Origin of the sequence: Vibrio sp. 03-59-1 (genome assembly GCF_013114135.1) — a bacterium.
GTDB lineage: Bacteria > Pseudomonadota > Gammaproteobacteria > Enterobacterales > Vibrionaceae > Vibrio > Vibrio cortegadensis.
In genome coordinates this window covers 59,159-85,134 of record NZ_VTYA01000002.1, presented here as the reverse complement: position 1 = coordinate 85,134, position 25,976 = coordinate 59,159, and the positions used below count along the sequence as shown (strand labels likewise).

Annotated in this window: 23 protein-coding genes; 14 read left to right on the top strand and 9 right to left on the bottom strand. The window is 42.1% G+C overall.

Annotation, left to right across the window (positions count from 1 at the left end; all coding sequences use genetic code 11):
- Positions 1–55 precede the first annotated feature (55 nt).
- The 4 genes from F0249_RS02245 to F0249_RS02230 are packed head-to-tail and all read left to right on the top strand — an operon-like array spanning position 56 to position 3,920.
- Positions 56–649, top strand: a complete 594-nt coding sequence (locus F0249_RS02245; RefSeq protein ID WP_157939756.1) for a hypothetical protein — start codon at positions 56–58, stop codon at positions 647–649.
- Entirely contained in the window at positions 649–1,710 is a 1,062-nt protein-coding gene (locus F0249_RS02240; RefSeq protein ID WP_171755726.1) for a hypothetical protein, read from the top strand. The genes F0249_RS02245 and F0249_RS02240 overlap by 1 nt, the downstream gene beginning before the upstream one ends.
- Positions 1,707–2,075, top strand: a complete 369-nt coding sequence (locus F0249_RS02235) for a hypothetical protein (RefSeq protein ID WP_171755725.1) — start codon at positions 1,707–1,709, stop codon at positions 2,073–2,075. The genes F0249_RS02240 and F0249_RS02235 overlap by 4 nt, the downstream gene beginning before the upstream one ends.
- Positions 2,076–2,135: 60 nt before the next feature.
- Positions 2,136–3,920 (top strand): DUF4209 domain-containing protein, encoded by a 1,785-nt coding sequence (locus tag F0249_RS02230; RefSeq protein WP_171755724.1) that lies wholly within the window; start codon positions 2,136–2,138, stop codon positions 3,918–3,920.
- A 523-nt stretch (positions 3,921–4,443) separates the two neighbouring features.
- Here the strand turns inward: F0249_RS02230 and F0249_RS02225 are convergent.
- The 3 genes from F0249_RS02225 to F0249_RS02215 form a co-directional block, all read right to left on the bottom strand.
- Entirely contained in the window at positions 4,444–4,809 is a 366-nt protein-coding gene (locus F0249_RS02225; RefSeq protein ID WP_171755723.1) for a hypothetical protein, read from the bottom strand.
- A 176-nt stretch (positions 4,810–4,985) separates the two neighbouring features.
- A complete protein-coding gene (locus F0249_RS02220) occupies positions 4,986–5,486 on the bottom strand; it encodes an RDD family protein (RefSeq protein WP_171755722.1) in 501 nt (166 codons plus the stop codon).
- Between the two features lie 16 nt (positions 5,487–5,502).
- The gene (locus F0249_RS02215; protein WP_171755721.1) at positions 5,503–5,757 is read right to left on the bottom strand and encodes a hypothetical protein; all 255 of its coding nucleotides are present in this window, start codon (positions 5,755–5,757) and stop codon (positions 5,503–5,505) included.
- Positions 5,758–5,972: 215 nt separating this feature from the next.
- Between F0249_RS02215 and F0249_RS02210 the strand changes: the two genes are divergently transcribed.
- From F0249_RS02210 to F0249_RS02200, 3 genes are all read left to right on the top strand, one after another.
- The gene (locus tag F0249_RS02210) at positions 5,973–7,160 is read left to right on the top strand and encodes an alpha/beta hydrolase (protein WP_171755720.1); all 1,188 of its coding nucleotides are present in this window, start codon (positions 5,973–5,975) and stop codon (positions 7,158–7,160) included.
- 212 nt (positions 7,161–7,372) lie between these two features.
- The gene (locus F0249_RS02205) at positions 7,373–8,722 is read left to right on the top strand and encodes an MFS transporter (RefSeq protein WP_171755719.1); all 1,350 of its coding nucleotides are present in this window, start codon (positions 7,373–7,375) and stop codon (positions 8,720–8,722) included.
- Between the two features lie 198 nt (positions 8,723–8,920).
- Positions 8,921–9,709, top strand: a complete 789-nt coding sequence (locus F0249_RS02200; RefSeq protein WP_171755718.1) for a phytanoyl-CoA dioxygenase family protein — start codon at positions 8,921–8,923, stop codon at positions 9,707–9,709.
- Between the two features lie 125 nt (positions 9,710–9,834).
- Here the strand turns inward: F0249_RS02200 and F0249_RS02195 are convergent, their stop codons facing one another.
- A complete protein-coding gene (locus F0249_RS02195) occupies positions 9,835–10,731 on the bottom strand; it encodes a LysR family transcriptional regulator (protein WP_136994808.1) in 897 nt (298 codons plus the stop codon).
- Between the two features lie 103 nt (positions 10,732–10,834).
- On the opposite strand from F0249_RS02195, the gene F0249_RS02190 reads away from it, so the two are divergent.
- From F0249_RS02190 to pepE, 3 genes are all read left to right on the top strand, one after another.
- The gene (locus F0249_RS02190) at positions 10,835–11,203 is read left to right on the top strand and encodes a DoxX family protein (protein ID WP_171755717.1); all 369 of its coding nucleotides are present in this window, start codon (positions 10,835–10,837) and stop codon (positions 11,201–11,203) included.
- A 235-nt stretch (positions 11,204–11,438) separates the two neighbouring features.
- Entirely contained in the window at positions 11,439–13,238 is a 1,800-nt protein-coding gene (locus F0249_RS02185; protein ID WP_171755716.1) for a hypothetical protein, read from the top strand.
- A gap of 414 nt (positions 13,239–13,652) precedes the next feature.
- On the top strand, positions 13,653–14,384 hold the full coding sequence (pepE, locus tag F0249_RS02180; RefSeq protein ID WP_017054760.1) for a dipeptidase PepE: 732 nt from the start codon (positions 13,653–13,655) through the stop codon (positions 14,382–14,384).
- Positions 14,385–14,455: 71 nt separating this feature from the next.
- Here pepE and F0249_RS02175 read toward each other — a convergent pair whose 3' ends face one another.
- From F0249_RS02175 to F0249_RS02165, 3 genes are all read right to left on the bottom strand, one after another.
- Complete coding sequence (locus F0249_RS02175; protein WP_171755715.1) at positions 14,456–15,379, bottom strand: LysR family transcriptional regulator; 924 nt, start codon at positions 15,377–15,379, stop codon at positions 14,456–14,458.
- A gap of 209 nt (positions 15,380–15,588) precedes the next feature.
- On the bottom strand, positions 15,589–17,511 hold the full coding sequence (locus F0249_RS02170) for a GGDEF domain-containing protein (RefSeq protein ID WP_171755714.1): 1,923 nt from the start codon (positions 17,509–17,511) through the stop codon (positions 15,589–15,591).
- 129 nt (positions 17,512–17,640) lie between these two features.
- Entirely contained in the window at positions 17,641–18,201 is a 561-nt protein-coding gene (locus tag F0249_RS02165; RefSeq protein ID WP_171755713.1) for a DUF2301 domain-containing membrane protein, read from the bottom strand.
- A gap of 454 nt (positions 18,202–18,655) precedes the next feature.
- Here F0249_RS02165 and pdhA point away from each other — a divergent pair, with 454 nt between their 5' ends.
- Genes pdhA through F0249_RS02150 form a run of 3 tightly spaced genes read left to right on the top strand, consistent with a single transcriptional unit; the run spans position 18,656 to position 21,982 of the window.
- Positions 18,656–19,765 (top strand): pyruvate dehydrogenase (acetyl-transferring) E1 component subunit alpha, encoded by a 1,110-nt coding sequence (gene pdhA, locus F0249_RS02160; protein WP_171755902.1) that lies wholly within the window; start codon positions 18,656–18,658, stop codon positions 19,763–19,765.
- Entirely contained in the window at positions 19,758–20,741 is a 984-nt protein-coding gene (locus F0249_RS02155) for an alpha-ketoacid dehydrogenase subunit beta (protein ID WP_136994822.1), read from the top strand. The genes pdhA and F0249_RS02155 overlap by 8 nt, the downstream gene beginning before the upstream one ends.
- Positions 20,738–21,982, top strand: coding sequence for a dihydrolipoamide acetyltransferase family protein (locus F0249_RS02150; RefSeq protein ID WP_171755712.1), 1,245 nt, complete (start codon positions 20,738–20,740; stop codon positions 21,980–21,982). Before F0249_RS02155 ends, F0249_RS02150 begins: the two co-directional genes overlap by 4 nt.
- 147 nt (positions 21,983–22,129) lie before the next feature.
- Here F0249_RS02150 and F0249_RS02145 read toward each other — a convergent pair whose 3' ends face one another.
- Together F0249_RS02145 and F0249_RS02140 are read right to left on the bottom strand one after the other, a co-directional pair.
- On the bottom strand, positions 22,130–23,116 hold the full coding sequence (locus F0249_RS02145) for an electron transfer flavoprotein subunit alpha/FixB family protein (RefSeq protein ID WP_171755711.1): 987 nt from the start codon (positions 23,114–23,116) through the stop codon (positions 22,130–22,132).
- Between the two features lie 50 nt (positions 23,117–23,166).
- Positions 23,167–23,946 (bottom strand): electron transfer flavoprotein subunit beta/FixA family protein, encoded by a 780-nt coding sequence (locus tag F0249_RS02140; protein ID WP_171755710.1) that lies wholly within the window; start codon positions 23,944–23,946, stop codon positions 23,167–23,169.
- Positions 23,947–24,084: 138 nt separating this feature from the next.
- Between F0249_RS02140 and F0249_RS02135 the strand changes: the two genes are divergently transcribed.
- Positions 24,085–25,752, top strand: coding sequence for an electron transfer flavoprotein-ubiquinone oxidoreductase (locus F0249_RS02135; protein WP_171755901.1), 1,668 nt, complete (start codon positions 24,085–24,087; stop codon positions 25,750–25,752).
- Positions 25,753–25,976: the final 224 nt, after the last annotated feature.

Below are 25,976 nucleotides of genomic sequence, written 5' to 3'. Positions count from 1 at the left end.
TGTAGAGGGTATTGTTGAAAGCTTTAGTGGTACTGTGCTTACAAGGCCTTCAGTTATGCGCCGAGCTAATAATAAAGTGCTTCAAGCATCTCTAGCAGCTCAAACAGGCTTCCATTTGCCAGACTTTGCGATCACAAACGATGTCAGTTTGCTAAAGCATTTTTCTGATTGCACAGGCATCATCAAACCTGTTGCCATCGGTGAAATAACAAGCCGCTCTAGTAAGGAGTTTGTACAAACAAACCTGATAGACCCAACTTTCGAAACTAACAACTTTGAGTTCTCACCAGTCTACCTGCAAAATTTTATCGAGAAAGACTTCGAAGTTCGGGTCACCGTTGTGGATGGACAGTTTTTCCCTGTAAAAATTCATTCTGAGAACAATATTGACTGGAGAAAGCCTCATAATAAAGTGTCTTATGAAGCTTGTTCGATCCCATCAACGATTAGAAGTAACTGTCTTACTTTCATGAAGCTTTGCAACATGAAGTTTGGCTGTTTTGATTTTATTGTGAAGGGTGACGTCTGGTACTTCTTGGAGATGAACGCTAATGGACAGTGGGCATGGTTAGAGTTTGAGACTGGGTTAAACATCTCTGGAGCAATTGTTGGCTACTTGACGAAAAATAGAGCACAGGAGGAACAGTAATGGAACATCGCAACAACTCTATTTGGTATAAACTCGGGTTACTTGTTTGCTGGATATTTAACCTTTCCCCTTTTTTCCATATTTCACGAGATAAAGGGTTTGGCTCTATTACTCAGCTTGCGGAACTGCGCTTCTCTATATTAACGTTGCCTTGGGGTGATAAACATATATACCTTTTATCGTATAACAAAGAAAAGGGCTTTGAGCTATTTTCAGTTCTGAAACTTTCTGACTTACAGCCATCACGTAACCAGGAGGAACTAGAAGAATGCAAAAACAAATTCCTCGAATTAGACGATGATGCTGATGGGTTAAAGAGCCAATTGAGAATAGAGTTTTTAAAACATAAACATGCTGATTGTCAAAACAGCATGAATACCCTTAACAACAAGGTGAATAGCTATGTGGCAATTGCTTTGGTTTATGCTGGTTTATGTACATTTTTATTTAAGTCGATACATAATTTACCAGTTTCAACAACAAGTATTGTGATTTGGATAACTTTTACTCTTTCCGTTATCTTCCTTGTTAATGTTCTAGTTCTATTACGTCGTTACTTACAGGTAAAAGCCTCCATAAAAAGCATGTTTATGTCTTTCAAGGAGTCTCCTGATTGGCAGAAGTTAGCAGAAGGTATCTATATTGACTGGTTAAAATCACGAGAAGAGCAAGTAGCAGCTGCAACGCTGGTATTAAATATTGAAAAGTACTTTATTAGAAGCATTATTTTAAGCACATTGCTGTTGATTATCACCACTTTACAACCTTACAACTGGCTGGCAAAAGAACCACTACACGGTAGCAATAAATCAACAACTGAATTTATATTACTTAATGGTGAGGGAAACTTTTCCCCTCAAGAGCTATTAAGGTTATCAAAAGCCATTTCACCCGATAAAAAAGTAATCTTCATTTATTCATCATCAAACACTGTAGGTAAAACGACGACAGACTTTGCTATTACAGCACTTAAACTTACAGGACAAAACTCGACTATAGAGTTGAGTGACAGTTTTTTTGATACTAAGATGCTCATTGCAAGTATGGAGGAGCAAAAATGAAACCTTATATCATGAACTATAGTCAGAAAGTAGAGCTGTCCTCACCTTCTGTCGCTTGTACGAATACAGATACAACGACTCAAACGTTCACAATCGAAAACCAAGATGAAGATGCTATTAGGTTGGACTGGACGGTGCAAACGAATACCACTGAGCCAACAGATAATGATTGTATTTATTTTTTAGATGAAACGACTATAACGAAAACATTGGAAGCAACCGATCAAGATCAATTGCACTTCGACACTACATATGAGACACGAGTCCTCGGAACAAGTGATAATGACGAGATGTACCTCGATACTACACTTATGACTGAGTCGCTTGAGGGACTCGATCCAGATGAGATTCTATTGACTCACTAACCCAGCTTTCTCCAAAGTTGCATCTCAATAAAATACAACAAAAATCATATAGAGAAGCCTATGTCATTACATGAAACGGTTGTAACTCTAGAGGAGTTGCAGAGACTAGATCTAGCAGTGATCTTGTCTGAAGTTGAAGAACACTCATACCACTACATCGAATCTGCTTTAGCAGCGCAAGAAGAAAGTGTCCCAGCTCGTTTGTTAGCCGCTGCATGTTCAATGCACTTTACTCCAAGAGATGCCAAGGTACCTTTCAAGCCCAAATTTATCTTTGAAGATCGTAGAGGCTTAATAGCTAGTGACTTCAGCGAAGAGTCACTTACGGCACTTAAAGACTTCTGCCCAGAAGTTGAAAACCATGAATTACGAGCACGATTAGCCGATATTGCATGGATTACGAAGTCTGGGACTATCGAGCATGCTTATATGGCGATAGAAGCGTACTTAGAGTCAGCTAAGCAACTTGCTGATGAATCTGATTCGTGGGTTATGCCATGTGAACGTATTGAGCGTGCACTGCGCCTGAGCTGCATGTTCAGACGGGATAATCAACGTCCTGATTTATTCGAAAACGTATCTCAGCTCCTTCTTGAACAGTACGAAGCACATAAAGAATCTGAGAGGTGCTTTTACGCAAAACGCTTGTTAACTCTTTGCCTTGAGTTTTGTATCAAAGAGAATGATTGGATTTACGAACAAGCTCTAGAGCTAGCGAGGTTGCAGTTTGAACGAGGTGATTACGACTCATCCATTAATGCAAACGAAATAGCTTTAGATGCAGCAATGTCTATGCGAGACAAAGAGAAGCAGATTGCTACTTGGCAGGCTATTTCTGAATGTCATGTCAAAGCTGCTGAACAATATCAACAAGGTATGATTGCCGCTGGACGCCTGCTCAAAGCAATTGATGCTTTGGCTAAAGTACCAGGGACTAAAGAACAAAGACTGGCTCTATATGAAGAAATGAGAGAGCAGCAAATAGAATCTTTGCACGACCTTGGTCTTATCGTTACTGACGGGCAAGATATTAGTCAGCTTGTTAATACTGCTATTGCTAACGTGCAGAGTGTTGATTTGTCCGATGCTCTTTTCCGCTTGGGTACTATCACAAGACCATCGAACATGGAACAGTTAAGAGAGCATGCAGTTGAGCAGATGCAAACTAGTATCTCATGGATGTTCGGCACGACTCATCTAGATCATGAAGGTATGACAACTGCTGTAATTCCTGCTGACCTTGGTATTGAAGATGACGAGAATGGTCTGCGGTGCTGGAGCATTATGATGCGCAATATTGGTATTGAGCACCAGTTGGGTGTGCAAGGCCAGATTATGCCAGCTCTGAATGAAGTCACTACCAAATACGTTGTTACAGAAGAAGCTATTGAGCAAATCTGTTCAAATCATCCATTCATCCCAGATTGTCATGAAGAATATTTTGTGAAAGGTCTATTGGCTGGTTTCAATCGAGACTTCATGACCGCTTGTCATTTGCTAGTGCCGCAAATTGAGAACTCTCTACGCTATCTTGCTCGCCAGAAAGGAGAGGAGCCTTCTACGTTACATGGTGACGGGTCTCAAGAACGTAATGGTATTAAAGCTCTACTTGGACACCAAGCGATCATTGATACTTTGGGGTCTGATTTAACCACCAACTTACAAGTACTCCTACTTGATAAAGTTTATGGTGACTTGAGAAATCAGCTATCTCACGGGTATGTGCCAGCATCAACTTACAGGGGAACAGCCCCTAAGTTTCTTTGGTGGTTGGTGTTACACATAGTGATGATTCCATATGCTAGACAATGGAAAGAGCACTACAAACATCAAGTGCAGGAATAAATGATTCAGCGGGAGCCAAATAGCTCCCGTTTTTAGTTTAAGAAACGAAATACCATCCCAGCGTAATCTCGCGTTAAGGCGTATTCTCGAAGTGCATCGGTATCTTTGTTGGTAATGGTGCTGAAGCTCAAGATCTTGCTTATCGTGCCAGTACCAGATGAATTGAGGGTTAAACGTACTTAACGTAGCCTCAGTTCTCGCTACACACCCCCCCCCCTTCGGATAACTTTTCGTAGGGAAAATTAGCATTAACAAAATATGAATGACCTTTTACTCTAAGTTAAAAAGGGGCATAAATTTGTTAGCCCTAAGATTAGGGAAGTAAGTTAGTTTACAACCGAAAATAAAGACTGAGCAGCCTCACACAGGACCGAGCGCCTTACTGATTGTTTACTATTCCACATACACTTTCAGTCAAGAACGCCACGTCCTCTTCTGGTGTCGGTTTATACACCCACAACCTGAATATTTTACTAAACCTGCAATATCTATTTGGACAAGCATTTTATCTCATCAAAACAGATCAGAAGGCTGACTTCAGATAGACACCAACCTCTCTTAGTTGAGCTTTTAGATCCAAGATCTGAATATGAGCCAGTACAATATTAACTAAATTAAATATAGCTACCGAAAACATCATTCCAGCAACATAACCTGACCATATTTGTTGCTCTGGGTGGTACATGGTATTAAATGACATCACAAAAAATATAAGGCTAGATAAACCCAACATATATTCATTGCAGTTGTAACGGTATGAATTAGTTGCGTAGTCATACTTGATCGTCACCTTCCCACCAGCTCGACCCAGCTTTAGGTTGATAGCACTTCCAACTATTTCATAATCAATATCATTCTTAGCAATGACGTCTTCCACTCTCTCAAGCATAATTTTATTCCTTTAATATCCCGTCAAGGGTCTGCTTTTGTTTACCCAAATGATCTGACCGTAAACTTCTAATACACCATTAGCCTTTCACACCAATACCATCGCTTTAAGCTTTGCCGCAATCACTAAATTTGCTCACAACCAATAGCTGTTTACGATTGATACAGAAAGACTTACTACACTTTTACGATCACAGATTTCGCTATAAAATCATGAATAGCGCGTTGTTTTGCGTTGGAAAGCATCGATAGTATTTCTATAACTCCCCATGTGAGTGTTACAAGACCAACGAAGTGTCGTAATGGTTGAGTTCCTAGGCTCTCTGGGCTTTGCCCGTTAAAGGTTATTTGAGTATAAAAATAAAAAGAGAATGGCAACATTATGAGAGGTGCAATGTCTCTCATCAGTGATTGTCGAAAAGTTAATATTCTATCCTCTGAGAGATCGAGAACTTTTATTTTCAAAATCCACTTCCCAACCGTTTGTCCAAATAGAGCATGCAGTATGACGTAATAAGCGACCCCAAGAGTCGAATAAAATATCCCCCAAAATAGAACCCCAAATGGATTAGCGCCTGACGAGAGAATGTAATCACCAATCCATTCAAACAGTAGAAGTACAAGCCCATCGATAAAAAATGCAAATGTTCTTCGCCAAAAATTCGAATATCTGTCCATGATCTCAGCTTAACTTTTACTTTCGATTATTGAAGCTACTCTCAAGAGCTTCTGCTTTGGTTTTCTGCGAGTCTTGATACGCCTCAAATGCATCGCCGTTATTGCGGCCACTAAAATGAAGAAAGCCGTGGACTAACATCGTAAAAAAGGCAATCACAATGACAAAAATAGGGGCTAAACCTAATTGGTTAACATTGAGCGAAAGTAGCCCAAGAACAAAAATGACAGCGGAAACAATCGCAATGGATTTGCTACGTGATGAGGACCTCATAAGTAACCTGATGTATAAAAAATTAAGCTACCAAGGGTACTTACCATCACTTACGCATTCTATGAAATGGACCACAAAAAATAAAAGCAAGCGCAACATATAGATCTCACTTATATCTTGCTGCACTTACATTGACGTGGCTCGACATTTTTTCGACATCGATGGAAATACTCTATTTGTACTGAATTTATCTGTTTTCATGAGAAGAGTATTGTATGAATAAAAAAATGATATCCCTAAGTGTATTACTTGGCCTAACCTCATTTGGTGCAACAGCAAACAACATCGACGCACATGAAAAATTCCGTGGTGAACAATCACTAGAGGCAGATCAGTCTAAGTGGTTCCGCGAGCTAAGAATGGATAATTGGAACACAATCGTACCTGAACAAGAAATTCGGAGCATTCTCGATAAAATCGATTCTGGTGAAGCACTGCGCGATTTTAAAAACACCAACGAAGCTGGTCACTGGACTTATGAGTTCACTCAAGCAGCGGACGTTTTTGCAAAATCAGCAAACGACTATGACTCATACCGCAAAGCATCAATGATGTATTTGATTGCATCATACCCAAACCATCTAACTGACCACGAGCACAACGCAATTGAACGCTCTCTAGACATGTACCTTAAAGCAGAGTCATTGAGTAAAACTATTGATATCGAGCGTGTAGAAATGCCACTTGCTGACGGTGGTACTATCACAGGTCTTTTACATGTTCCAAAGGGTGCGAAAAAACCTGGCGTCATTCTTTACACTGGTGGCGTGGATAAAATCCTAACAGAACATCGCGAATCAATTGACGGCTTGCTAAAACAAGGCTTTGCTGTTCTAACTTTTGATATTCCTGGTGGCGGTTTAAATAACAACATCATTATTGAACTTGGTAAAGAAGATCAAGCTCACCAAGCCGCTCTAGCCTATGTGAAATCAAACTCAAAGCTAGACAGCAGTAATGTTGGTGCTCTAAGTTCATCTGGTGGCGGTGTTCCACTACTGACATTTGTTCTTAATACACCTGAGCTAAAAGCAGGCGTGGCACGTTGTGCAGTGGTAACGGACGTTCTTACTGATACACAAGTATTCCACCATGCTCCATTAATGTCATCGATGTCTTACGGTTACCGAGTTGGAGTTAAAGATGTCAGCAATCTTGACTCTTATGGCGAATGGACGATTCCGCTAGCTCTTAAGACGAAAGGCTTCAAAACCAATGAAACAGATGTTCCTGTATTGGCAATCAACACCAAAGATGACATGGTCAACCCGCCAGAAGAAATGAAATATACTGCGGGGCTTTCAACAAAAGGCGAAGTGGCATACTACGGTAACTCTGGACACTGCCCTGATGGCCCAGAAGCAGAGCAAGCTATCATTAGCTTCTTTGACAAATACATGTAATTAATTCACACGTATAACGCTAGCTAGCAAAAGCCCAAAGACTTAACTCTTTGGGCTTCTTTCTATGTCACATAAATAACAGGAAAACATCGATATATAAGCCAAGTTAATGTCGAACGGGTTTATGAGAGGTGATTTGTGAGGGTAAACCTTTACCTTCAAGGCTAAAAGGGTATATACCTAACATTATATTATTAAAAAATGGACATTTCATGACGGTCAAAGAAGTCCTTCAAATCGGCAATGTCCGCTACTTCCTCATGTTTCGATGCAGCTACTTTGCGCGTTTTTACTATCCTGTATTCACCTTACTCTATTTAGATTACGGGCTAACCCTATCTCAATTTGCGATGCTTAATGTAGTTTGGGCTGCCACCATCGTACTTGCTGAGGTGCCATCAGGGGCATTTGCCGATACTTTAGGGCGCAAAAAGCTCGTGGTTCTATCTTCGATTGTCATGTTTATCGAAATCGCGATGATTGCCTTTGTGCCGACTGGAAACCCCAACTTGGTATTCATTGTATTTTTAGTCAACCGAGTATTAAGTGGCTTAGCAATGGCGCTGGCAAGCGGTGCCGATGAAGCGCTAGCTTACGACACATTAAAAGAGCAAGGTAAAGAGGAGGCGTGGCCGCAAGTCTTACAGATCCAAATTCGCATCGCTTCGACTGTCGGTATTTTTGTTACCTTATTAGGGGCAGCAATGTATGACGTGAACTTTATGGCGACCGTCTACTCGTTTCTTGGATTAAACGAGCCAGAAAAGACTCAAGACATCATGCGTATACCTGTTTACGCCACCCTCTTTGTTGCAATGCTCGCCTTTTATGCTGCGATCAATATGAAAGAAGACAACAAAACACTGCCAATACATCACAGCAAATTAGCGACCACCATCGCCAGCCTTAAATTAACGCTAAATACGGGGAAATGGGTACTTTCCACACCGTATGTGCTGTTCATATTGCTCTACTACAGTTTATTCGAACACACATCGCGGATGTTTTTAACCATGAACAGCCAATACTATCGCGCCATTGATATACCCATTATCTATTTCGGTCTTATTGGAGCGGGGATCAGTGTGCTACAAATAGTACTAGCAGGACAAAGCCGTAAGTTAGCTGAGCGGATGGACCCAAAAACGTTTATCTTTGTCATGGGTTTAGCAACGATGGTAACCTATTATTGCATAAGTTTAGGGTGGTCGATTTACGGGGTAATACCTGCATTAGTGCTAATTTTTATCATCATGACAATGAACATTTTTATTAGTTACCATCTTAATAAAAAGACCGAGTCAAACAACAGAGCAACCGTTCTAAGCTTCAAAGGGTTAATGTTTAATCTTGGATACGGTTCTATAGGTATTTTGTACGCCTACTACTACAAATTGCTGTCTCAGAACTACACCGAACAAGAGATGGAACAAAACCTTGATTTCTTAGCTTCACTGTCTTCGTTCTTCTACTACTTCACCTTTTTGTTTGTTTCGATCAGCACTCTGTTCTATTTCAAAAACAAGAAAGAACCGATATTTCAAGAATCTAGCGATAACTAATCCGAATTTAAGGCGAGCATCTTTGACACTGAAAGATATAAACCGGAAAACGCATAGAACTAATAAACACATATTCTTATTACTCCACTACATCTATTAATTATCCCATTAGTGACTTGGTTGAACGACGGCAGTCTGGCATTATGCGCCCAAGAAATCTGTGGTTATTACACGGTACAAAATGAACGAAGGTAGTCAGTGGTAGAAAACAGCCAACAATTAAGTCACCGTTACGATGAACACGGTTACTTTGTTATCAGAAATTATTTCGATGAAGCTCAAATTGCATCACTTAGAGATGTTGTACTGAAATTTCATGAAGCATGGAAAGCAGACAACGAAGAGTTCTATCAAGAAGAAGCATTTAACTCCTCTTTAATTACGGGTAGCGAATACTTACCCACCGACGATAGAACCGTATTGTTTGACTTCATCAGCTCAAAAAAAGTGATGGACATAGTCGATGCGGTGCTACCAAACAACCCTGCTTTTATGAACACTCAACTGTTCTTCAACCCTATGAACCCACAACAAAAAGACTTCTGGCATCGTGACTGTCAGTACGACTACGACATTGATGACCAAATGAACGTCATCATGGAAACCCAAGTATTGCACCTTCGTGTGCCCTTATTTGATGAACTCGGTATGGAGCTTATCCCTGGTACGCACAAACGCTGGGACAACGAAGAAGAGTTCAATGTTCGCCAAGAAGTGAATGGTAAAGTGAGCAGCGACAGCATCTCTAGCGGTAAGCCGATACCGTTAGCCGCAGGAGACTTGCTGGTATTTTCAGCGGATATGATCCACCGAGGTCGATACGGGTTAGATCGATTGGCATTGGATATTTTAATCTTTGATTCGGCGGCAGACTATGTCGACTACGTTGATGATGATTGCTTACCAACTCCAGCAATCCTGAGCAATATTGCCGATCCAAGACTGTTTATGAACACCTTACACCTGAAGTCGACAAGCACGACCTGATGCTGACGGCAAACATGGGTAGCTCCATCATATTTCTCTGAATTTTTGATCGAATAAACTCAACCAAATATGAATGATCTCAAAAATGGAATACCCTTACGTTTTTCGATTCACTTGGTGCTGTTCTATCTTTTTTCATTTCGAAAGAAGTAATCGGATAGAAAATCTATAAAGGAACGAATACTTTGTGGTTGGTGATCTACATCTTTATAAAGTAGATACATAGGCAATTTAAAAGGCTGATACTGATCCAATATTATTTTTAGCTCATTTGATTTTAGTTCCTTTTCTATCATCCACTTAGGCATTCCTGTCACACCCTGGCCAAGTTTTGCCATCTTCACTAACATTTCGGGATTGTCACTTCTAATTCGCTCATGCACTTTTATTCTTAGCTCTTCTTTTCCATCATAAAATCGCCACAAGTTTGATGGGTTAGATAGGGCATAGGTAAGGCACTTATGCTGCTCCAAATCCCTTGCTTTCATAATTGGCGGATGGCTCGCTAAATAATCGACTGACGCAAAATAGACAAGCTCATTGTCCATCAGCCACTTGGCTTTTAACCCCGAATCTTTGAGATAACTAGCTCGAATTGCAATATCAATCTCATCTTCAACCAAATTAACTAACTTATCTGATACCGACACATCAACGGTTAAATTAGGGTTCAAATTCATAAACTCGTTGAGTGGTGAAGAAAGCAAACGCACGCTAAATGCACTAGGTACTGATAGTTTCAATTTACCCGATACAATAGTTTGTTCTTGCCTTAACTGAGATTCAAATGTACTCAACTCTTCAGTCAGCTTTATCGCTAACTTCAAATATTGTTTCCCACCGTTTGTAAGGCTGATTGCACGAGAATGACGGTGGAATAATGTGATACCAATCTCTTTCTCTAACCAAGCTATCTTCTTGCTCACAGCGCTTTGAGTGATATTTAGTTCATTTGCAGCAGCTGTAAATGTTCCATGAAAAGCAACGCGGGTAAAAACAGTTAAGCATTGAATTTTATCCATATGCATTCCTATTTAGAATCATAATAAGTCAAATAGTAGTCTACTTATGATGATTCAGGAATGCTTAAATAGCTATATCAAATTAATAAGGAGATAAACTTATATGTCGATTATTCAAGGGTTGCTGATTACATTTTTTTTGATTGCAAGTTCCATTAAAGTATTTGGATGGATCAAGCCCGTATTTGAACCTCAATTAGCCTTCTTTCATAAGTATGGCCTTAACCGAGCTTTAATGGTTGCCGTTGGGGTAATTGAAGCTATCGGTGCAATAGGAATGCTCGTAGGAATGATTACGGAAGAGTCGTTGCTAAGTGCTCTAGGTGCAGGGTTAATTGCGTTAACTTCTGTGGGAGCAACGTACTTCCATTTCAAATTTGATACTTGGAAAGAAGCCATTCCTTCAATGTTAACACTACTACTTTCTCTGCTGCTGCTTTCGTCGTTACTAGAAATGCTGATTAGCAGTTAGTGAAAAAAATTAATTAATTCTTGCTCTCTCAATTTAAGATTTTAATTCACCAATCGCTCCATTCTCGACTCATTACATTAGCACTTCCTTAAAAATCAACGAATTGATTATTTTTCATACCAGAATCACACATTCTTTCATTTTATAAAGTCAACAATATAAAACAGAGTAATATCCTCGTGACAATCAATCCAATAGGTTGATTTATATCTACTTTTAAACAAAAGGATATAACATGAGCAACATTTCTAGTTCCTTCCTCGGCTTAAGTTTATTGATGGCTTCCAGTTCAATATGCTATGCATCGAACCTTGATCAAACCGATCCAATTGCAGATTTAATTCAGTCATCGACACCATACTTTCAACCACAATGTCATTTATACGGCGTTGAAAAAAGTGTTCCCACTGGCTGTAATTACTACCTCTTAAACTTGAGTGACATTGTCAAGGAAGAGAGAAAAACATTCACGTCTGAGTTATTAGGGCTTGGTGTTGATAGCCAGTACGTATTGGTGACTAAACCAAGTGAGATTGAAAAAAGGGGTATATATCTTCTTGATGATCTTGATCCTGAATATCTCGCATCTAACTTAATGACTGAACTCAATAAGCGAAGCCGTAGTAAGAGGTCTGCATCCCAAGATAGTGGCAATGTGATGGAATTTATTGTTCACCGTCGCTTCAATGTTGAAAGAAAAGGCAAAGGGAATGTCACGTTAAAATACAAAGTTCGCTACTACAGCAAGTCCCCATTTTATGCTCGTTCTGGCGACAAAGATAAGTATGTAGAAATCGTATTGGCGGAAGGCTCTGGTGTTGATATGGGGATGGCAGATAGCTGGTCTGATATTTACCGTCGCTGGAATCATAATAGTAATACAAACTATGTCTACAACGAATATCTTGATGCTATTGATGTCAATATTAAGATTAATGACCCTACCAAGCTGTCATCAGGTCAGATTTATCTCAACGATCTCTACCCACGAATGCAAGATCAAGTGGAGTCAAAAATCGAGAAAGAAACAAGTACTAGCATTAAAGTTGGTTTAGGGTTCTCTCCTAAAATACCAATCAAAGATATTGAATATAAGTTTACGGATAAATACAGCATCACCAATAAAAAGCAGTTTGGCCTAGTGACTAAAACCAATAAAGACGGCTACAACATTAAATATGTAAATAATAAATATGGGTCGTCATTGGATCCTGAACATGGTTTCTGCAATTTAGGAACCGCAGATGGCTGGTGCTGGGACTACGATGAACGTCGAGGTAACCCTTGGAATTTTGATAAGCTAAGAGAAAATAACTCTTTGGCTATTAGCGGATTACGTCCTGATTTTGTAGCAAAAGTGGCAGCGAAAGAAGACACAAATGGCTCATCTGACATTGTTGTCAAAACCACTGTAGATAGCCTCGCTCTATTTGGTCATAACCGTTGGATTATTGGTCGTCGTTACGCATCGGGTAGCCAATTATGGAATAGTAATACCGGAAGTGACTCTGACTGGGGTACTGGTCGTGACTTTGAAAAGCTGACTTATTCAGATCAATTTTCTGTGACCGTTGATTGGAATAGTCCGTGGTTCTTAGGGGCTGACGCCGTAACCATTAAATCCACTTACTTAAGCCAAGAGAACGCGCAATGTTTGACGGTGGTAACCAATAAGTCGTTACAGTTTAAAGATTGTATCGATGGCTCTAAATCTCAATCCTTTATTTATGATCAAGAGAAAAGATACCGTAGCGTCGCCAATATCGACCAATGCTTAGAAACGGCAGATGGCCAATTAACGCTGAGTTCCGATTGTCAAGATGACTTTGCTCGAAATACTCAGATCTGGTACTGGCAAGAGCCTAACGGGTTTGCTAATGATGTTCTGTACACAGTGAATAATAACAGGACGATCAATTCAATCGATGCTTCAACAGAAGTACCTAGCGTTATTACGCTCGACGACACAGAGAATATGCCAGAAAGCGTACTTTACACCAGTCGTTTCACGGATTTTAGTTCTATTAAGCCATAATATTTTTTAGATTATTAAACCAAATAAAACCGCTCACTTATTATATGCGTGAGCGGTTTATAGTAGTTATCTAGGTAGCGTCTTAGGTTTAACAGTATTGCTTTCTAACATCAAATCGCCACACACATCGGTGTATTTGAAATAGGGTCACGGAACACTCGAGCTTTGTTCCTAAAGCGTCTCCCAATGCTAATCCCAGTAATGTCAGAAATAGGAAAAGTTGTTCAAATATCCTCACTGGCGCACATCATTTCTGCTCAATTTATGAATACTACCCCTATCAGCAAACTAGATAAAAAGTGCAAATTTCGCTCATTGTTTGTAAAAAAACCAATGACCGATTTGCTTATAGTTTGATACCGAGATTCTGGCAAAATTGCCGATAATTAACAGAAATGAACAGGAGCTTAACCAATGAACATGATGCTATTTAGCAACGGTAAAATTCCGGGCGACCAACAGATTTTACAATACGGCCTTGAATGGATTCGCGCTGCCGTCGAGCGCACGCAAGCTAAAAAGTTACTTTTCATTCCATACGCAATGATTCGCGGAAACTACGATGATCGTGTAACGGCACTACAAGACATTTTAGGCCCAATGGGATGCGAAGTGACTGGGATCCATCAAGCGGATGATCCTGTGAAAGCGATAGAAGAAGCCGATGGTATCGTCGTCAGTGGCGGCAATACTTGGGTACTAAACAAAATGCTTCATGACTTGGGGTTAGTTCGTCCAATTCGTCAAGCCGTTCTTAACCACAACAAGCTCTACATTGGCTGGAGTGCTGGTACTAACATTGCAACCCCTACCATTCGCACAACGAACGACATGCCAATCGTCAGCGCTGCCATTCTGCCTTCGTTAAACCTTGTTCCTTTCCAGATCAACCCGCATTACATTGAAGCGAATATTTCTGGTCACATGGGCGAAACTCGTGATGAACGTATTGAAGAGTTTTTAGCGATTAACCAGCATGAAATTGTGGTGGGTATTCCTGAAGGCACAATGCTACAAGTGATTGGCGATAAGCTGACATACCACAGCGCAACCGATGCGCCACTAAAACTGTTCAAGCATCAGCAAGAAGCAGAGTACTACCATGAACATGATGAATTTGAATTCTTAATGTCCCATGGTTGCTAACCTGCCTCTCTAGCATAAACATATACGTATTGGCATAGCGAAACACGCTATGCCTTTTTATATGGTGGTGCCTATTTACTCGCTTCTTCTTTCTCGCTTTCACGCTGTAAACTTTGCTTAAAAACCTCTTTAATCATCACGTATCGTTCAGGCAGTTGACGATTACGTTTTTGTACCAAATACAGAGTCTCCAATACGGTTTCAGGCGGGGTATGCACATGCAGGAAGTGTCTTTCTGCAAACATTTCAACCGCACTCTGTGGCAGTACAGTAAATCCAATCCCTTGAGAAATGGGCAGTAATATTTGGCCAATTTGGTTGATATAACTCACTACAGGAAAGCTATCACTATTAAGCGCAGCCAATTTCTTATCACCACAAAGATCAAAATAGAGGGATAAATAGTGCTCTGCATCAGGATGTTTCACTAGACCTAATTGAACCAAAAGCTCTGGGGTAATGGGCAAATCTTGATATTGACGAGGTAGGATTAAGCATAATGGCTCACTCGCGAATTTTTTAGATTGAAATAGGCTCGGAGTGGGAATATGCGTGACAACACCTAAATCAATACTGCCACTTTGAATGTCATCCAAGATCTTATGGTTGGGTGCCGCTTCGATATGTGCCGTCAACTCAGGGTACTGTTTTTGTAACGATATCAGCTGTGGGTACATCAATAGCGCCAAAGCACCAGAACAGGCCAAACGACACTCTCCTGATTGAGGGTCATCAAAGCTCAGACTTTCAAGAAGTTCCAGCTCGCGCAGAGACTGAGTCAGTGCGTAGTCATACACCTGTTGCCCTTGCTCGGTCAGCTCAAAACTCTTCCCTTCTCGCTTTAAAAGTTCATGTCCACATGCCAGCTCTAACTTTTTGATATGTTGGCTTACTCCGGGCTGAGTCATATACAATTTTTCAGCTGTCTGAGTAAAATGCCCCACTTCAACCAGAACCTTAAACGTTTCCAACCATTGTGGATTTAATGCTGCCATGCTTTTCTCTCCCAACCGTGATCTTTCGAACATTCAATATCAAGAGGATAATAACAAGGAATTATCATTAGGTGAAAGGTTGATAGTTTTAAATTATAAATAAGGATTTATGAATAGACATTATTCATATTAAAAAAGAGAAGAGATCAATTTTACATTAAAAATCCAAACGTGAAGATGACCCCTTTCTAATAACAACACCGATGGGTTTAGCGTAAATAACTCTTTTCAAATGAATCAGCAGTAACAGGCTTGCCGTAAAGGTAGCCTTGTCCATAATCGCACTCTTCAAATTTAATGAAATCATCTTGGGCTTGTGTTTCTACCCCTTCGGCGATGACGTGCATATCCAACTTTTTACCAATGGCGATGATCGCTTTAGAAAGCTCTCTATCTTGCTCATTTTTTTCTATATTAGTGATAAAGCAACGGTCAATTTTAAGGGTATTAAAAGAGTATTTTTGTAAGTAACTTAAGGATGAATACCCCGTCCCAAAATCATCCAAAGACACTCTAACACCCAGTTGCTGTAGCTTCTTGATCGTACGCTGCGCAATATGCTCATCTTGCAATAAAATGCCTTCAGTAATCTCAAGCTCCAACGCCGATGCGGGTAATTGGTACAAAGTTAAAAGATCGGCAATATGTTCAGCAAAGCTCGAGTATCTAAATTGAACCGGAGAGATATTAATCGCGATTCGAAAGTCGCCCGGTTGTAGGACATACCATTTTGCAGCTTGGGAAATCGCAGTATGTAAGACAAAGTTACCGATCTCATTGATCTGTCCATTGTGCTCGGCAAGGCTGATAAATTGATCCGGCGGTACATTTCCTAAAATTGGGCTATTCCAACGCAATAGGGCTTCCGCACCGATCACTTTGTTATCCTTGAGGCAGAAGAGAGGTTGGTAGTTAAGGCTCAACTCTCGATTCTTAAGTGCATCGACTAAATTAGATTCAAGGTGATATCGCTGCTCAATATTTAACTGAGTTTGCTTCGTAAAGAATGTGTATTGAGAACCATCAACCTTACTGATATCCATCGCCGCTCCCGCTTTCTGTATCAATTCAGCTGCGTTATCAGAATCTGACGGTGACTGCGCTATCCCCATACAGCAAGGAATCGTGATGGTAAATTCGTCGATCGTAAACGGGTGATTACTGCTAGTTATGATTTGATTAATCAACTGCATTTCATCTGTTGTATCACTCTTAGGTTGCGCGATAACAAATTCCGCTCCCGCGACTCTGGCAAATAGAGTATCGCTGCTTAGAAAGCGCTGTACACGTTGGCTAAAAAGCTGCAGTAATTTATCGCCAATCACATAACCGTAACTATTATTAATCGACTTAAAATTTCGTAATCCAAAATAGATAATGGTTGTATGTGGTGATATTGAAGCATTTAACTGTTGGGTCAATGAACTCATAAAGCTTAAGCGATTAGGTAAGCCAGTGAGAGCATCGTAGCTTTTATAGTAGTCTACGGAATCTTCAATGACTCTACGGCTCTCAATTTCTTGAATCAACTTTTCACTCAATTTTGCCAGTTCTGAGGTTCTCTGTTGAACATTATTTTCAAGGATTTGATTCAGATATTGCAACTCGGAATGTTGATATAAGCTCGCCAAGTTAGCGTTAATTCCATTTTGAAACCGTTCCAATAACTGTCGGTAAAGTGGGCTGTATTCTCGTTCTTGACTATCTAACATACAAATAGTGCCAAATGGTGTCTTATCTGGCCAAGTTAACGGCAACCCACAGTAAGCGATCATTCCTAGCTTGATGTCAGGGTTATGATCCCAATCCTTATCCTTAAGTGCGTTAGGTATATTCAATTCACTCTGATTCTGAATCACCGTTTCACAGTAAAGGCCATTACCTAGCACCTCCCTATCATGTCGGTGGTAAGGGTTACCTTGAGTTCGGCTCGCTGTAAATACTGAAATATCAGTCGCTGTGACTCTCATAATCAGCACCGCAGGACTATCGACAATCTCCGCTAAGAGATCGAGTGTTTGCTGCCAACCATTAAACATCTCATCAGGTACATCTATCTGAGAGGTATTAATATTCAGGTGACCAAATAGGTGCTCATATTGCAGTTTTTTAAGCTCGCTTTTATAGGGCATCGCATAGTGTCCTTGCTATGAGTTCGACTCATATTCAAATAATAATAGCTCTTGTTTGCAAACATCGTTATGTCTTCGAGATGAAATTAAAGAGAATAATCTCCTCAACAATCCCGGTTCATTTACCCTTTACACTTGGTAATTAGACTTATCACCAATATCGAAATGAAGCGGCATTCGCCATTTTTCATAGGATAAATAAGCCAGCACTAAACCTGAAACGAATAACATCACAGCGGCCAACATCCAACTTTCAAACATCATCAAAAATGTGCTTAAAGCCAGTAACAGTGGTACCAATCTTAAACCTAGCACTTTAAAACAGAAGGACTCTTTTAACGCAATTCCGGAGAAGGTAATAAAAATAAAACCAAGAGATAGCCATGAATAAAACAGATTGGGATCACTCAACATCAAAAGAATACCAACCCAACTCGACCATGAGATCACCGCTCTCACAAGCTTATCGTAAACGTGTATATTAGCCGCGCTCATAGCCGCTGAGATACTCATGATCAGCAAGCACACTCTCTCCATATCGGCAGGTATCACCATCCACTCTGCTTTTCCTGCCAGTATTGCGGAATACATAATCGCTACTACCGAAAACAAGCTAATACCACTCCGATACAAACACACGCTTAATTTATCAAAGCGATCTAACGTCTCTTTATGCTCTGGATTTGCCACGGTTTAACTCCCCAACTCTGACTTGTCATGCAGTATATACTGAAACTCAAACCACGTTCATAACCGCATTCACAGCTTCAAATTGATTGAAGTTTAAATTGTCATAACATCGCTCATCCTCCCGCACAATAATCTTATGACACTCTCTTTAATCGAAGTGAATGTTTTCAAATAACGTCGCTCTAGGTTTTTAATTTCTGGGCTTTTAAATTCCATATTTTCATCTGTTTTACTCACTGTACATCTCAATTTACTCCGTCTCGCTTTTAGATTTCAAGCACAATTTAACATTTTGGTTACACTTAATGTATTCGCAATACCAATGTTAATGACAATTAAAAGTGATGTTCCTAGAGTAATGCATCAACTTATTGGTATTGGTTACAAGCAGTTAGGCATAACTCGTCATCATCGACAGTGGATTTGTCGAACTGAGCTACCAAAGGAGCTTGAGATGAATGTTCAGGCGTTACCTATGCATCGGTTTATCGACCATCAAGGCAATCTTGTTTGCCCACTCCCATCATGGGCCGACAAAGCAACACTAAAAGGGTTTTACTGCGACATGGTATTAACCCGCACCTACGATAAAAAAGCCGTCGCGCTTCAGAGGACCGGGAAATTAGGCACTTACCCTTCACACCTTGGTGCAGAAGCCATTGGGATTGCCATCGGACGTGCGCTCAATTCTGATGATGTTTTCATTCCATATTATCGAGATTTTCCTGCGATGTGGGCTCGTGGAATACCAATGGAGAAAAACCTCCAATACTGGGGAGGTGATGAGCGAGGCAGCGACTTCAGTTCAAGCAGCACCTCGCCAAACCACCCACCTCAACAAAGTTATGATTTGCCCTTTTGCGTTCCTATCGCGACCCAATGTACCCATGCCGTTGGGGTTGCTTCTGCATTGAAAATCGAAGGAAAACATAAAGCCGCATTGGTCACATGTGGTGATGGCGCGACTTCTAAGGGGGATTTTCTAGAGTCTTTGAATTGTGCGGGCACATGGAACATCCCATTAATTTTTGTCGTCAATAACAACCAGTGGGCCATATCTGTTCCCCGCAGCCTGCAATGCGCAGCAGAGTTTCTTTCCGAAAAATCGGCAGGCGCTGGCATCTCTGGCATCACTGTTGATGGAAACGACATTGTCGCCATGTTTGATGCCATATTATCCGCGCTTGATCATGCACGAAAAGGGAAAGGGGCAACGCTCATAGAGGCAATCAGCTATCGCTTAAGCGACCACACCACGGCTGATGATGCCACTCGCTATCGAAGCGATGAAGAGCTTCATGAGGCATGGGAATTTGAACCGATCAGCCGACTAAAAACCTTCCTTATTCAACAAGGCTACTGGTCAGAAAAAGAAGATCAGCAGTGGTTAGAACATTGCCAAAAAGTGATAGAACAAGCCGTAGACAACTACCTAAATACTCCTGGTCAAGCCCCTGAAAGCGCCTTTGATTTTCTCTACGAATCTCTCAGCCCAGATTTGCACCACCAGCGAGATGAAATCATCAACAAAGCAATGCGGTTGCAAGGAGGCAAGCATGGCTGAAATAACATTGGTAGAAGCGGTCAACCTTGCTCTGCATTATGAGATGGCATCCGACTCTAACGTGGTACTTTTAGGGGAGGACGTGGGTGACAACGGAGGAGTATTTCGTGCCACTGTCGGTCTCAAAGAGAAATTCGGTTTAAAGCGCGTCATTGATTCCCCACTCGCTGAGGCGTTAATTGCAGGCGTGGCAATTGGCATGGCCTCGCAAGGGTTACGCCCCATTGCAGAGTTCCAATTTCAAGGTTTCATCTTTCCAGCCATGGAACATTTAATGTGCCATGCCGCTAGAATCCGTAATCGAACTCGTGGGCGTCTCACCTGCCCTGCGGTTTTTCGAGCGCCATTCGGTGGAGGCATCCATGCGCCCGAACATCACTCCGAGAGCATTGAAACCTTATTCGCCCATATTCCAGGTTTAAAAGTGGTCATCCCATCCTCGCCACAGCGCGCCTACGGTTTACTGCTGGCCTCCATTCGCAGTAACGACCCTGTGATGTTTTTCGAACCAAAACGGATTTATCGCACCGTCAAGTCCGATGTTGTCGATAACGGAAAAGCGTTACCTCTCGACAGTTGCTTCACGCTTCGCAAAGGGCGAGATTTAACTTTAGTCACTTGGGGAGCGTGTGTTGTCGAATCCCTACAAGCGGCGAATACGCTTTCTGCTCAAGGCATTGAAGTGGAAGTGATTGATCTCGCGAGTATCAAACCTATCGATATGGCGACGATTCTACACTCGCTAGAGAAAACAGGTCGCCTGTTAGTGGTTCACGAAGCGAGTAAAACCTGTGGCGTAGGCGCTGAAATTCTGGCTCGAACAGCAGAACAGGCGATGTGCTTATTAAAAGCCCCACCTAAGCGAGTAACAGGGATGGATACCATTATGCCTTATTACCGAAACGAAGATTTTTTCTTGATAAAAGAGCAGGATATTGTCCTAGCCGCACAAGAGTTAGTGGAGGGATGGAAATGAAATCTTTTATGCTACCAGACTTAGGCGAAGGCCTTGCCGAATCAGAAATCGTGCAATGGCACATCAACATTGGAGATCTCGTCAAGGTTGACCAGATTGTGGTGACGATTGAAACAGCAAAAGCGATCGTAGAAGTGCCCGCCCCCTACAGTGGTAAAATCGTCCGTCGATATGGTGAAGAGGGGGATGTCATTAACATCGGCTCCCTTTTACTTGAGATTGAAGAAGAGGGAGAACTGACGAAAGTAAACTCCGAGCCGTCTCTATCCGAATCCACGCTATCTGGTTCTGAACAATCCGGCTCTAAGCGATCTAGTTCTAAACAATCGAACTCCGCTCAAAATGATTCAACCATCAGCAAAAAGCAAGATGCCGCAACCGTAGTTGGCAATGTATCGCAGCAAAACCATCACGTTAATATCGATGATTTTTGGATCGGTGGTGATCCTAATACGAGCACCGAAAATTTCATTACCGCCATGCCTTCTGCTCGGCTATTAGCGCAGCAGTTAGGCGTAGACTTACACGAAATCGTAGGCAGTGGCGCTGATGGCTTGATCACCGATGATGATATTTACCAACAGTGTGACAAACAACTCCCTGGCACTGAAGTACTCAAAGGGTCTAGACGTGCGATGGCAAATGCGATGACGCACTCGCATCACAATGTCGCAGCAGTAACCATCACAGAAGAAGCCTTACTGATGAATTGGGCCGAAAATGAAGATATCTCCATTCGACTGATTCAAGCGGTACTCCAAGCCTGCCAACAGGAGCCAGCACTCAATGCATGGTTTGATGCTGAAACCATGACTCGATGCATTCATACCACGGTCAATGTAGGCGTGGCAGTAGACAGTTCGCACGGTCTGTATGTGCCAGTATTGCGTCACGCTGATGAGTACAGTGCCAAAGGGATTCGTCTGTGGCTTGATAAAACAGTGGATGGTATCCGAGAGCGCAAGATCGGCAGAGAACAGTTACAACATGCCACCATCACACTATCCAACTTTGGTGCCATCGCTGGGATTTATGCCACACCTGTCGTGTCTCCCCCACAGGTCGCTATCGTGGGAGCAGGACGAATCATCCGCAAAGTAATCGTAGAAAACGATAAAGCGGTAGAGGTCAAAGCGATGCCATTATCGATGACCTTTGATCATCGAGCGTGTACAGGAGGGGAAGCGGCGCGATTTATTAAAGCCTTAGTGACACATTTACAGCATGCTAAAGTGCAATAACGCTCATCTGCCATAGCACTTGTATACAATAGTACTTATCTACAATAGCATTCATCTGCAATAGCACTTACCTACAATAGCGCTCATCGATGCGAATACTCGTGGTAGAGCATCAGTTTAAAAGAGAATGATTCGCTCACAACCCATTTACACTGAGCGAATCAATTCAGGCATGATTTCAAAGAGATCGCCGACGATTCCATAATCGGCGACCTGAAAAATCGGCGCATCTGGGTCACTATTGATCGCGACGATCACCTTAGACTCTTTCATGCCTGCTAGATGCTGGATCGCCCCTGAAATGCCCACTGCGATATACAACTCTGGAGCCACTATCTTACCCGTCTGCCCAACTTGAAGATCGTTAGATACAAACCCTGCATCTACCGCCGCCCGAGATGCACCAATCGCACCACCGAGCTTATCGGCAAGTTGCTCAATTAAACCGAAATGCTCTTGGCTACCCAAGCCTCGTCCACCTGAAATAACGACCCGAGCTTCGGGTAACTCAGGACGCTCACTTTCAACTTTCAGCTGCGACACAAATTCTGTCGATTGTGCTTTGATGCTCTTGTCCCACCTCTCTATCTTTGCCTTTTTGTCTTCACTACAAACAAGTTCCTCACTCTCTATGGCATCAAAAGCTGAGCTTCGAATTGTGATCACTTTAATTGAGTCGAGAGATTTCACTTTTGCGAGCGCGTTGCCTGCATAAATCGGGCGAATCACGATATCTGGAGTTTGAATCTCAACCACATCTGAAAGCTGCCCCACTTCCAATAGAGCCGCAACACGAGGCATCAGATCTTTCCCAAACGTTGTCGCAGGGGCGAGTAGATGCGAATAATCTTGTCCGATTTCAGCAATCAACTCCGCCATATTTTCTGCCAGCCTATATTGATGATCACTTGAATCAGCGGCAATCACTTTATCAACGCCACTGATTGCCGTTATTGAGTCGACCACCGTTTCACAACTATGCCCTGCGACAAATACCGATACGTCGCCTTTATCGTGCTGCTCACTACTCATTATTAGCAAGCTTGCGGCTTTGATAGTTCGCAATGTTTCCATCGAGACTTGTGAGTTATCGTGCTGTGCAACAACTAAAACTCTTAACGGTTGATCGTCCATGTGTTTGCTCCTCATCCCTACCCGAACAATGCGTACCTCTTACCACTACGCTAAATGACTTTGGCTTCACTCTTCAGTTTATCCACCAGCTCTGTCACGTTTTGCACTATGACTCCGGCTTTTCGCTCTACTGGCGGCATCACTTCAAGTATCTCTTGGTGTTTCATCTCTTCAACCCCTAGCGCACTTGCCGTTAACACTTCTAATGGCTTTCGTTTGGCTTTCATTATATTTGGCAAGGAGGCATAACGAGGTTCATTAAGGCGCAAATCGGTACTGATAATCGCAGGAAGCGCCAACTTCAACGTTTCCAGACCACCATCAATTTCACGAGTGACTTCTACACTGCTCTTATTACCATTCTCATCAGCAACGATTTTCAACTGCGAAGCAAATGTTCCTTGCGGACGCTGAGTCAGAGCCGCCAACATTTGTGCCACTTGATTGTTGTCAGTATCAATCGATTGCTTACCAAGTAGCACCAGCCCTGCCTCGTCGAGCATTGATTCCTGCTGCATCACCGCTTTCAAAAGTTTGGCAACGGTAAGAGGCTCAGGAGGTGTGATGAAATCAATATGAATAGCGCGATCGGCCCCTAAAGCCAACGCCGTACGCAACTGCTCCTGACAACCATGATCACCCGCAGACACCACAATAACTTCATCCACATATCCCGTTTCTTTCAACCTCACAGCCTCTTCAACCGCGATTTCACAAAACGGATTCATCGTCATTTTTACGTTACTGTTTTCAACGGCTGAACCATCACTTTTAACCCTAATTTTGACATAGGGATCGATCACTCGTTTGATTGCGACTAATACTTTCACAATGCCATCCTTATCAATGAACGCTACTCATGTCTGCCTTACTTTTGAGCTTAGTAAAGTTTACGTTTACGTCAACTGGACTATATTTAATGGTAAGTCAGCGTAATACAGCAGGGCTATCGTATGGGCAGTGAGCGTATGGACAGAGAGTGCATGGAATTTGACGTAGTAATTGTCGGTGCAGGCCCATCAGGCTTAGCGGCCGCTTGCAAACTCGCGCAATTAACCCAATTGGAAAACCGCTCTCCAATATCCATCTGCGTAGTGGAAAAAGGGGCGGAAGTTGGTGCTCACATCCTCTCTGGAGCTCTGTTTGAAACGAGCGCGCTAGATGAGCTATTCCCTGAATGGCAGAGCATGGATACTCCTATCTCAACCCCCGTAAATAACGATAAGTTTGTCTACCTCACCACTCAACATAACCACCTAACAGTACCTCGGGTGCTGACCCCAAACCCCATGCACAACAATGACGAAAACTACGTGATCAGTTTATCGAACTTATGCCGTTGGTTAGCACAACAAGCTGAAACACTCGGTGTCGAAATCTTCCCCGGCTTCGCGGCCACTTCCATAAATTACGATAACAATGGCACAGTGACAGGCATCAATACCTCAGACATGGGACGAGACAGACATGGTGAACCTAAAGCTAATTTTGAAGCGGGAATTGAGCTAAAAGCCAAATACACTATTTTTGCTGAAGGGGCGCGTGGTCACTTGGGCAAACAGCTCATGAGTAAGTATCGACTTGATGCAGATAAACAACCGCAGCATTATGCGCTTGGGCTCAAAGAGATATGGGAAGTGCCTAGTTCCGAAACTAAAGCAGGAGATGTCATCCATAGTATTGGTTGGCCATTAAACGAATCAGACAGCTCTGGTGGCGGATTTCTTTACCATTTAGAAAACAACAAAGTCGCGGTGGGGTTGATTGTCGACCTCAATTACAGCAATCCATACTTAGACCCTTTCGAGGAGTTTCAAAGACTTAAACACCACCCTGTTTTTAGTCAGCATCTCAGAGGCGGTAGTCGTATTTCTTATGGCGCGAGAGCGATTGCAAAAGGTGGGTTTTCTTCCCTCCCGAAACAGCAATTTCCTGGTGGTTTATTGATTGGATGCGATGCTGGCACACTCAATGTGGCCAAAATCAAAGGGTGCCATACCGCCATGAAATCTGGAATGTTGGCGGCAGAAGCGATTTTTAACGCTTTAGAAAATGTGAATGATCAACCACTTGAGCCTGATTACGATACTCAGTTTAAAGCTTCTTGGCTCTATCAAGAACTCGAAGATACTCGCAGCTTCAGCGCCGCGATTCACAAGTACGGCAACCTACTCGGTGGAGCGCTGATTACTCTTGAGCACAATGTATGGATCCCTCTATTTAACCAACCTGAACCTTGGGTGATTCATGACAGAAAGGCGGATCACCTTCACCTAAAAGAACTTAGCCAGTGCCCGCAAATCACTTACCCGAAACCTGACGGAGTATTAAGCTTTGATCGAGCGTCGTCTGTCTACCTCTCCTCGACTCAACATGAAGAAAATCAACCTTGCCACCTCTTGTTGAATGACTCGACCATTCCTATTCAAAACAATTTATCTCGATTTGATGAACCTAGCCAACGCTACTGCCCTGCCGGGGTATATGAAGTGGTCATTACAGATAATGAAAAGCGATTTCAAATCAACCCTGCCAACTGTTTACACTGTAAAACTTGCGATATAAAAGACCCATCGCAAAACATTAGCTGGCAACCACCAGAAGGCGGAGGCGGGCCTAATTATCGGGATATGTAGAGAATAGGATAACTCCCAATCACGATGCTATCTATCGCGGCCGCTTTGTTTTATGTACTCCCCCGCATCTTAGACCGTTTGTTCAAGTCTTAGCTAATTTCTGACACAGTAACTCCATGTTAAAGTGGTTGCGTAGCCCCGCTAACCTGTTAACTTATTATTTTCCAAGAAATTAGCATTCAAACTAGGTACGTTCTTAGTAAACGGAACTCTTCGCAATACAC